This window comes from Candidatus Sericytochromatia bacterium, from assembly GCA_035285325.1.
Lineage (GTDB): Bacteria > Cyanobacteriota > Sericytochromatia > S15B-MN24 > JAQBPE01 > JAYKJB01.
Genome location: JAYKJB010000045.1, coordinates 1 through 8,796 on the forward strand (window position 1 = coordinate 1; position 8,796 = coordinate 8,796).

Below are 8,796 nucleotides of genomic sequence, written 5' to 3' on the forward strand. Positions count from 1 at the left end.
CGCTGGTCCTCCGGGGCGTAATGCGACAGGGCTGCCAGCAGGTGCTCGTTGCGCGCCTCCTTGCGGATGTACAGCTGGCGGGCGAAGGAGGCCACGCCAGAGATCGCCTGCACCTGCGCACGGTTGCCCAGGCCCGCCATCCCGGCCACCAGCACGTCGAACCCCGCCTGATCGATGAAGAGCGGGCGCGGCAAGCGCCGTGCGCGAAAACGTGGGTCCTCCAGAAACGCGGTGAACGCCAGGTCGATCGCCTCCGCCAGGGGCACGCCGTGGGCCTCCGCGTGGGCCACGTGGTAAATGCACCGCGGCGCATCCAGGCGGCAAATATCGGCAATCGCCCGGGCGGCGAAGCCCCCGGTGACGAAGTATAGCCGCGTCTCCGGGTCGCCCGGAAAAACCGACATCAGGCCGTGGTGAAACAGCTTGAGCGTGTAGTGCAGCGCGTTGAATTGCGTCACGTGGCCGCTCTCGTCGTCGGCCACCACCAGCCCCACGCGGGCAATGCTCCAGGGCAGCTGGGGCCGTTCGAAGAGCACCTCCTCCGACAGGTGCTTGGAGCGCTCGTAGTGGTTCGTGAAGGGGGCCTGGGGGCCGAAGGGAAACCGTTCCTCCGGAATGTCCCCTGCCATCAAGCCCGAGGCATAGAGGCTGCTGACCAGGCAGACGTGGCGGAGTCCCGGGCAGCGCTCGGCCAGGTCAAGGACCTTGCGGGTGCCCTCCACGTTGACGCGGCGGGCGGTTTCCTCGTCGATATCGAAGCGATAGATGGCGGCCGTATGGATGATCCGGGCGATGCCGATTGGAGCGACCCCCGCAAAGGGGGTCTCGGCCTCCAGGGCCCCCCAGGTCCATTCCATCAAGTGTTCGAAGCCCAAGTAGGCTTCTTTCAGTCGGGCAATCTTGGCGGCGGCCTGCGTCTCGTTGTCGGCATGCACCCACATCACGACCGGCGCGCCTGCCTCCTTCACCAGCTGGTGCGCGACCAGTTGACCCAGGTAGCCGCTGGCGCCCGTGATCAGGGTCTTGCTGCTCACGCGGGGCCCACCTTCTCCAGCACGAGCCCCTGCCAGTTCATGCCGAAGCTGGCCATGAACAGCAGCAAGCGATCGCCCGGCTTGATTTTGCCCGATGCCTCCAGGTCGCACAGGTTCAGGACATTGTCGGCACTGATGGCGTGACCTGCTTGCGCCAGCGTGCCCAGGGCGACCCGTTCCAGCGGATGCTGCAGGAGCGGTCCCAGAATCTGCCAGACCTGCCGGCTGGTGTTTTGGGGCACGATCCAGGCGATGTCCGCCATGCGCAGACCCGCCCGGTCGAGCGTCTCCTGGATGATCTGATGCGCATAGGCGAAGTGGGTGCCGGCCATCTCGTCATCGCTGGCTTGCGCCAGGGCCCCGTTGCTGAGGGCGTGGCAGGCGATGATGCGATAACCGACCGGCTGCCGGGAGACCAGGCCTGCGCAGGCCGCGTCGGACACCGGACTGTAGGCCTGCTCGTAGCGCGCGCCGGGGGGGAAGCGGTCGGCGGCGACGCAGAGCACTTGCGCCAGGTGAGGTTCGGCCAGCAGCAGCGCCCGGGCGAGCCGGATCGCCCCCAGCATGGCCGTGCAGGCTTGCTGGGTCAGGCCCACCACGGCGGCGCGCTCCAGGCCCAGTTCCGCCTGTAGCCGGCTGGCCGGAAAATTCGCCAGATCCTTGATGTCGCGGCTCTGTGCGAATTGGCTCTCGCGGCGGCGATAGCTGTTGAGGGGCAGTGCCGTGGCGTAGACCAGGACATCGCTCGTGGCGATCGCCTCGCCCATCGGCCGGCAGGCCCGCAGTGCCAGATCGAGCGCCTCCGTATCGTCTGCGGCCAGCCGGTGACGTTGAAAACCGTGTTGCTGCAGGGTGGTCGGGTCCGTGCACAGGCGTCCAGCCTGCCACGAGGCCGTGAGGTCCACGTCGTGTTCGCCCAGCGCCGTCGACAAGCTGTGCAGGTAGACGTCAGCGCTCGACACGGCGCCTCCAGCGGGGCCAGAACGCCCCGGTGTTGGCCTGGTAGACGGCATATTCGGCCCCGAACGCCGAGGCCAGCAGGCGACGTTCCTCACGGCGGGCCGTCAGGGCGAGCGCCCCGAGGGTGTAGGCCAGCAGCAGGCCTGTCACCGGTCCCGGCGCCAGGCACAGCGCCGCCGCCGCGCCCAGGAGGTAGCCCAGGTAAAACGGATGGCGGACCACCCCGTGTGGCCCCCACGTCACGATGCCCTGCGGGGCGTCATTCTCCAGGTGCCACTGCGAGAGGCGCACGCGTTGGTGGCCGCGCGTCAGCGCCAGCAAGACCAGGGAGGCGACGGCCAGCAGCACGGCGATCGCCTCGCGCAGCAGCGGGAAGGGGGCCGAGGGCCACCAGAGGCCTGGCAGCCAAGGCCCCTGCGCCAAGAGCAAGGTGGCCGGAACGGCGAAGAAATGCAGCCCGGTCAGCCACCAGGCCAGTGGCGGCCGCTCGGAGCGGTAAAAAAAACCGAGCGCCAGGGCCCACATGAGCGCGTAATCGAGCAGCACCAGTTCCAGCACCGCGAGGTTCAAGTCCGAAAGCCTCCCTGCTTGCCAGGCAATTGTACCCGGGAGCCCGGGGGGAGACACGCGAATGGTCGCTTCCATCCGTGCTTTCCGGGCTCTTTTCAAGAGGCTCGAGCGGGTGGTCCCGTGTCGCTCGTATCTCCGTGACCTCTGCAACGGCTGCGAGGGTCTCGAACGAACGCGGGCCACGCGCGGGGAATCATCTGGAACGCCCCGGAAATCGGTCGCAGCGGAGCGATGCTCCTGGCGTCACGTGACGCCACGAGTATCGCTTCCCACGTTGGCCGGTGCGCCTGGTTGGCTGGAACTCAAGCGGGGAGGTTGGGAGAGCCAGCAATCGGGGTATGTGGACGAGGTGTCCAAGAGAGGAGTGTTCGGTATGTCCGGTGAAAACGAACCGAAAGTGACCATCAGCACCCTGCGCAAGGCGCTGGAATTTTTGCTGGAAGACGACAACATGATCGACCGGCTGGAAGCCACTGCGCTGCAAGAGCTCATCTTGCGGGACGGGGTGGTGTCACAGCAGGAACGGGCGTTTCTGCAGGAGGCGATCGCCGCCAGTAACTTCGATTCGCAGGCCCTGGACATTTTGAAGCGACTCTTGGCATCAAACGTGCCTGCCTGACCCCGCGTCCTCGTCGCGTTCGTCGGGTATGCTGGCGTCACGCCGATGCCAGCTGTGACGATTCTTTGCGATTTCGATGGCACCATCACCCTGCGTGACACCAATGACGCGCTGGTGGCGCACTTCGTCGGCGCGGAGCGGCGCGTGGCGTTTGACCGCCTGGTGCGCGATGGGGGACGCCCCCTCTGGGAGGTGCTGGACATGGCCCTGGAGGCCTGCCAGGTGCCCTTGGAGGAGGCGCTGGTTCACCTGCACCGGCACGTCCCGTTCGACCCTCACTTCGTGCCCTTCAGTGCCTGGTGTGCGACCCGGGGCTGGCCGCTGCGCATCGTATCGGCGGGCCTTGGGGAGGTGATCGGTGCCTTGCTCGCCCGGGAAGGTCTGGACCTTCCGGTCGCGGCCAATCGCGCGCGGCGATCGCCCCGCGGCTTCGGCCTTGAGCCCGTCGACCCCAGCTGCCCCACGGGCGTCGACAAGGCGGCGATCGTGCGAGCAGTGCAGGCGGAAGGGGGCTTCACGGTTTTCATCGGGGACGGCCTGAGCGATCGCCTCGCCGCGCCTCACGCCGATCTCGTTTTCGCCAAGGCCGGGTTGTCCCAGTGGTGCCGCCAGCAAGGCATCGACCACGTGCCGTTTGCGCGCTTTGACGCCGTTCAGGCTCACCTGGAACAGCACTTGACGGACGTTTGATAAAAAAAGCCGCCTCGGCTGAATCCGGAAGGCGGCTTGATACGTGAGTGGAGATAAGCGGATTCGAACCGCTGACCCCCTGCGTGCAAAGCAGGTGCTCTACCAACTGAGCTATATCCCCGAGCAGTGGGCAATACTGGACTTGAACCAGTGACCTCACCCTTATCAGGGGTGCGCTCTAGCCACCTGAGCTAATCGCCCGACTTCCGCAGCCAAAACCGCGTCCAACTATGTTCTCACAGCGCCATTCGAGCGTCAACCAGCCTCAGGGGTCCGCCTCGATGGTGCTTGTCGCGACCGCCCGCCGGGCATCCACGCGGCCCCAGCCTGAGAGGTTGTCGCGCCCCGGAGGACCGATGTCCTTGGCCGACTTGGTCAGGCGATGGCGCACGAGGTCCACGAACGTCGCGTTGGTGCGCAGATTTTGGGCATCATAGCGGGCGGTGATCAAGGCCACCAGACCAGCCACGTAGGGGGCTGCCATCGAGGTGCCACTGAAGGTGTCATAGTCATTCCCCGGAATGGTCGAGTAGATGTTTTCCCCGGGCGCCACCAGGTCCAGGCGAGTGCCGCCGCTCGAGAAGGAACTGACCCCTTCCAGGCCCAGGTGATGATGCGTGCTTCCCACTGCCACCGCAAGGGGGGTGTTGGCCGGGGATTCGACAAATGGTTGGCCTCCGTTTCCAGCGGCTATCACCACCACCACACCCGCCAAGCGGGCCAAGGCGACCGCTTCGGTGTAAAGCGGGCCGACGCTGGCCGCGCCTTCTCCTTGCGCCCCGAGGCTCATGTTCATCACGCGCACCCGCGAACCGTCATCTGGATCGGGACGCCAGTTCATCGCGTGGATCATGCCCAACAAGATCGCGGTGTCGGTGCCGCCCATCGGGCCCAGCACCTTGACCGGCAGGATACCAGCGCCCCACGCCACGCCGGCACCTCCGATGTTGTTGCCTCCACTCGCGGCCGCAATACCGGCCACGTGCGTCCCGTGGCCATCGTCATCCGTGACATCGGACGTATCGGTGGCTCCTGCTTCCTCTTCCAGCCCATTGAAGGTTCCCCGAATTCGCTCCGGGGCGAACTCGTCGTGCGTGATATCCAGGCCAGTGTCCAGGACGGCGATGACCACGCTGGCCTGGCTGGCTGGAGGGACCAGCGCCCAGGCTCCAACGGTGTTGGCCGTGTCGGTCGCGTGCGCCCATTGCCTGACAGTGTCGGGATCGTTGGTGACCACCTGGCGGGGATAATTCATCCGTTCGGCTTGCAGGCCGCGCACCTGGGGCAAGGCCAGCACCTGGCTTTTCCATTGGTTCTCATCGACCCCTGCCGGAGGGGTGACCCGCACGACCCATCCGTCTCCCAGCGGAATCGTCGCCGTCAGACTCGCGTGTTGCAGGGCGGGCAGTTGCATGAGGGCTTCCGGTTTGGTGCCCGCTGGAACGCGTAACAAGAATTCTCCGGTGTAGGTCGGCTTCGCCTCAACCTTCGCCAGAGGAGAGGCAGCGTCCGCCGCATTCAGGTCTCCAGCGAGTGGCGTTGCAGGATTGGCTTCTGACGCGGAGCTAGCAGGTTCTGAAGTGGCGCGGCTTTGCAACGGGAACGTACGCGCCTGCGCTGGCAAACGCGACACGGCCGTCCCCTTGCCCGCGATGACCGGTGTCAACGGCCCGTGGCAGGCGCTGAGCGCTAGTGCCGCACAGGCCGTCAAGAAAACCAGACGTCCCCATTGGGCGGTTCGGTACGTCATGGACGATACACCTCCACCTTGGCAAGCGGCGTTCCGCTTGCATCTCGCCCGCCGATGGCCACCAGCCGGTCTTCCACCGCCACCAGGGACAGATTGGCCCGGGCCGTTGGGAGCGAGGTGACCACGGTCCACGTGGGCGAGGCCACCTGGGTGTTCAAGGCCAGGACGCTGTCCATCACGAGGCCGTTGCCATCCAGGCCCCCTGCCAGGTAGATGGTTCCATTGAGCAGCGCGGCGGCAGCCGAGTGACGACTCTGCGGCAGCGCGGGCGGCGCGGCAGCCTGACCGTCCCCGGAATATCGCCAGGTGTCGCCATTGATATCGTACTTGCGCACGGTGGTCTGGGCCACCACGTTCTGGGTGAGGTTTTTCGAATAGCCTCCGAGCACCCAGGCCGTCGACCCCACTCGCACGCAGGCGGCTCCGGCAAACTTGCCGGCAGGACAGGGGGTGAGAGGCGTCAGCACTTTCGCATCCAGGTCCAGCTTGCGGGTGGTCGCCAGGACCTGAGTCTGGGTCTCGCCTCCGAATACGTGGATCTGGCGTTCCTGCATGCAGGCGGCCTGGGCCCAGGCACGGTCTGTGAAGAAACTGGTGTAGTCGCGCAAGACGGCATTGTTTTCGGTTTGGCCGTAGCGCACGATCAGTTGGCTGGGACCTACAATCAGGCCGCCCAGCGAGTACAGGTAGTCAGCGTTGGCGGCCCCTGCCGCATAGCGAATGCCAAACGAATCACCGTCCACCGCCACCGGGGGGACCCGCAAGGCCCAGGCTCTTCTCCCGGTTGCGGTCAGGTCCAATTGCTCCACGGATGAGCGCGCATCACCCTCCGCCGCCACCAGCACGCCCTTGATGGCTGCCGCCACCAGGCCGGCACGTGGACGTTGCAACGGGGGCCAAACGGTCCAGGAGTTGGACGCTTGGGCGGAAAGCGCCAGGTTGATGCGGGCTGGCGCCCGCGGTTCGACCGCGACGGTGTTGGAGGCCGTGGTCGTGTTGGAGGCCACCGGGTTGGTCTGGACGGTGCCACTGGCGGTGGGCGTCGGGGTGGGTTGGACCGTGCCGCTGGCCGTGGGGGTCGCGGTGGGTTGGGCGGTCGCGACCGGGTTGGTCGGAACCGTGGCCGTGGCAGTCGGTTGGGGATTTACTGTCCCCGCGGGAGAGTTCGTCACCTTCGGACTCGCCGTCTTCTTCGGCGTGGCCTTGGGCGTCACCGTGGACGGGGAGGTACTCCGACAGGCGCCCATCATCCCCAGCGCCATCAAGAAACAGAACAGGCGCGTTCTCATGGCGTCAGTCGCTCCACGCTGGAAGTTGGCATGGCGTCATAGTTTTCAGCTCCCAGCAACCCTCCGGAGACGACGATCTTGCCATCCAAGACGCCGGCTGCTGCGAAGGCGCGTTCCTGTCGCAGGGGAGGCTTGCGGGACCAGCTGTTGGCGACGGGGTCATATACTTCGACGGCGCGGGAAACCAGGCCGCCCGCCTCAATTCCGCCAATCACCCAGATCCGCCCCCCCGTCGCGACGGCCACGCTGCCATAGCGCGGCGTCGGCATCTTGGCTACCTGCCTGAAGAAAGCGTCCACCCCGGGTTTCCAGGCGTGGACCACCCCGTTGACGGAGCCATCCAAGCCGCGGCGTCCACCAAACACGTACCACGTCTCTTGGGCGACGGCGCTGGCAGCTCCAAAGCACGCCGCGTCAAACACGGGCAAGCTCCGGGTTCCGGCCGGATTGGACATCACCACCTCGGAACTCCAGGCGTCCAGGAGGGGCAGGTAGCGGTAGGTGCCACTGGCGGGCGAATTGCCCACGAAGTTGAAACCCCCGGTCAGGTAGATGGAGTCACCGATCGTGGCGGCGGCCATGCCATACAGCGATTGAGCCAGCGGCATCGCCACCTTCGCGGTGCTGGAGGCCGTCTGCAGGTCGAGGCAACGCACGGCAGGAGAGGCGATTGAAGACCCCGCAAACCCGCCGAAAATGTAGAGTTTGCCACCGTGGACCGTACTGGCCGGGCCTGAGCAGGCCGTCAGACCGGAGGCCATTGGGGCGAGATTCAGAGGGCTCGTGGCATTGACGCCCACCAGCACCACGTCAGAAGCGCGGGCCGTTTCTGCACCGAATGGCGTCGTGGCCGTGTTCTGCGGTTGAATGATGCCGCCTGCCAGCACCAACGCGCTGCTTCCGCCGACCACGGGCAGCACGCCGAAGGCCGCCGCGCCGCGCGCCATCGTCAGGGGAGGGAGTGCATCCGTGTTGCCGAACGCAATCGGGAAATCGACGCGCTTGCCTGGCGCCAGATAGACCACCTGGGTGGTGGAGGCGATCCCCTGCCCTTCATCCGGAACCACCCGCACGGTCCAGGTACCCGGCGCGACGGGATCGAGCAGACGGGTCGTGCCATCCATCACCACCCCTCGGGAGGTCGGGTCCGACACCTCTACCCAGGCCGTGGCGCCCACCGGCCAGTGGTCGGACTTCAAGAGCAGACTGGCAGGGGGGGGAAGGAAGGTGGAGGTGGCCACAGGGATGGCGCCCGAGGCCGGCCAGGCCGCGGCGATCGCCTGAGGGTCGAGCAGGCCCGGATGCGCCGCATTCAGGGTTCGTTGCATGTCGATGACGGCCGACGCCACCGCGGCAAAGTCGACTGAGGAGGCGATCGCCGTGCTGGCCGCCAGGTCTCGCGCGATCAGGGCCTCCATGATCGCGCCGCCCACCGTGGAGGCCTCCGACAACTCCAGCTGGTTCTCGCCCTCCTTGATCGCCCCCAGGCCCCGCAAGATCGAGCCAGGAATCGGGTTCAGGCCAGCGTCGAGATACAGCACCCGCACCAACACGCGGGGCAACAAAGGCACGTCCGTGAAAAACGCCTGAGAATCACCGGCGGCCTGGGTCATTTCCTTGCGGACCACGTTGCGGTGGTCCACCAGCGACACCTTGAGCGACCCCGGTGACACGTCGAACGCCAGCAGGCGTCGACGCCCCTGGGCCAGCGCGTTCCAGTCCAGGCGCAAACTTGCCTGGCCAGGCTCGAGTTGCGAAGTGAAAAGCCGCGCCTGAGGTCCAGCTGGCACGCAGGCAGCGACACCAGCTGCCACGAACGAACCCGCCAGCATCAGGCTGAGCCAGGGGGCGCGGCGCTTGTTCTCGAACCTCTCAGGACGCATA

At 66.4% G+C, this 8,796-nt stretch carries 8 protein-coding genes and 2 tRNA genes; 2 read left to right on the plus strand and 8 right to left on the minus strand.

Annotated features, from left to right (window positions below; all coding sequences use genetic code 11):
- The 3 genes from VKP62_06120 to VKP62_06130 all read right to left on the minus strand — a co-directional run.
- On the minus strand, positions 1-1,034 hold a 1,034-nt coding region (locus VKP62_06120; GenBank protein MEB3196764.1), incomplete at its 3' end, for an SDR family oxidoreductase.
- Complete coding sequence (locus tag VKP62_06125; GenBank protein ID MEB3196765.1) at positions 1,031-1,996, minus strand: 3-oxoacyl-[acyl-carrier-protein] synthase III C-terminal domain-containing protein; 966 nt, start codon at positions 1,994-1,996, stop codon at positions 1,031-1,033. The genes VKP62_06120 and VKP62_06125, both read right to left, overlap by 4 nt.
- Entirely contained in the window at positions 1,983-2,564 is a 582-nt protein-coding gene (locus VKP62_06130; protein ID MEB3196766.1) for a hypothetical protein, read from the minus strand. The genes VKP62_06125 and VKP62_06130 overlap by 14 nt, the downstream gene beginning before the upstream one ends.
- A gap of 373 nt (positions 2,565-2,937) precedes the next feature.
- Between VKP62_06130 and VKP62_06135 the strand changes: the two genes are divergently transcribed.
- Together VKP62_06135 and VKP62_06140 are read left to right on the plus strand one after the other, a co-directional pair.
- Complete coding sequence (locus VKP62_06135; protein ID MEB3196767.1) at positions 2,938-3,183, plus strand: hypothetical protein; 246 nt, start codon at positions 2,938-2,940, stop codon at positions 3,181-3,183.
- 45 nt (positions 3,184-3,228) lie between these two features.
- A complete protein-coding gene (locus VKP62_06140) occupies positions 3,229-3,873 on the plus strand; it encodes an HAD-IB family phosphatase (protein ID MEB3196768.1) in 645 nt (214 codons plus the stop codon).
- Positions 3,874-3,921: 48 nt separating this feature from the next.
- Here VKP62_06140 and VKP62_06145 read toward each other — a convergent pair.
- From VKP62_06145 to VKP62_06165, 5 genes are all read right to left on the minus strand, one after another.
- Positions 3,922-3,994, minus strand: a tRNA-Ala gene (locus tag VKP62_06145).
- Positions 3,995-4,000: 6 nt separating this feature from the next.
- A tRNA-Ile gene (locus VKP62_06150) sits at positions 4,001-4,074 on the minus strand.
- Positions 4,075-4,138: 64 nt separating this feature from the next.
- Positions 4,139-5,623: a S8 family serine peptidase gene (locus VKP62_06155; protein MEB3196769.1), complete on the minus strand. Its 1,485-nt coding sequence runs from the start codon at positions 5,621-5,623 to the stop codon at positions 4,139-4,141.
- Positions 5,620-6,912 (minus strand): hypothetical protein, encoded by a 1,293-nt coding sequence (locus VKP62_06160; protein ID MEB3196770.1) that lies wholly within the window; start codon positions 6,910-6,912, stop codon positions 5,620-5,622. The genes VKP62_06155 and VKP62_06160 overlap by 4 nt, the downstream gene beginning before the upstream one ends.
- The coding region (locus VKP62_06165) for a hypothetical protein (protein MEB3196771.1) at positions 6,909-8,796 on the minus strand (1,888 nt) is incomplete at its 5' end. The genes VKP62_06160 and VKP62_06165, both read right to left, overlap by 4 nt.

What these genes read in the sequence shown, in the direction of transcription:
- VKP62_06140 (MEB3196768.1), top strand. Translation starts at nt 3,229, where the DNA reads ATGCCAGCTGTGACGATTCTTTGCGATTTCGATGGCACCATCACCCTG.
- VKP62_06155 (MEB3196769.1), bottom strand. Translation starts at nt 5,623, where the DNA reads ATGACGTACCGAACCGCCCAATGGGGACGTCTGGTTTTCTTGACGGCC.
- VKP62_06135 (MEB3196767.1), top strand. Translation starts at nt 2,938, where the DNA reads ATGTCCGGTGAAAACGAACCGAAAGTGACCATCAGCACCCTGCGCAAG.
- VKP62_06160 (MEB3196770.1), bottom strand. Translation starts at nt 6,912, where the DNA reads ATGAGAACGCGCCTGTTCTGTTTCTTGATGGCGCTGGGGATGATGGGC.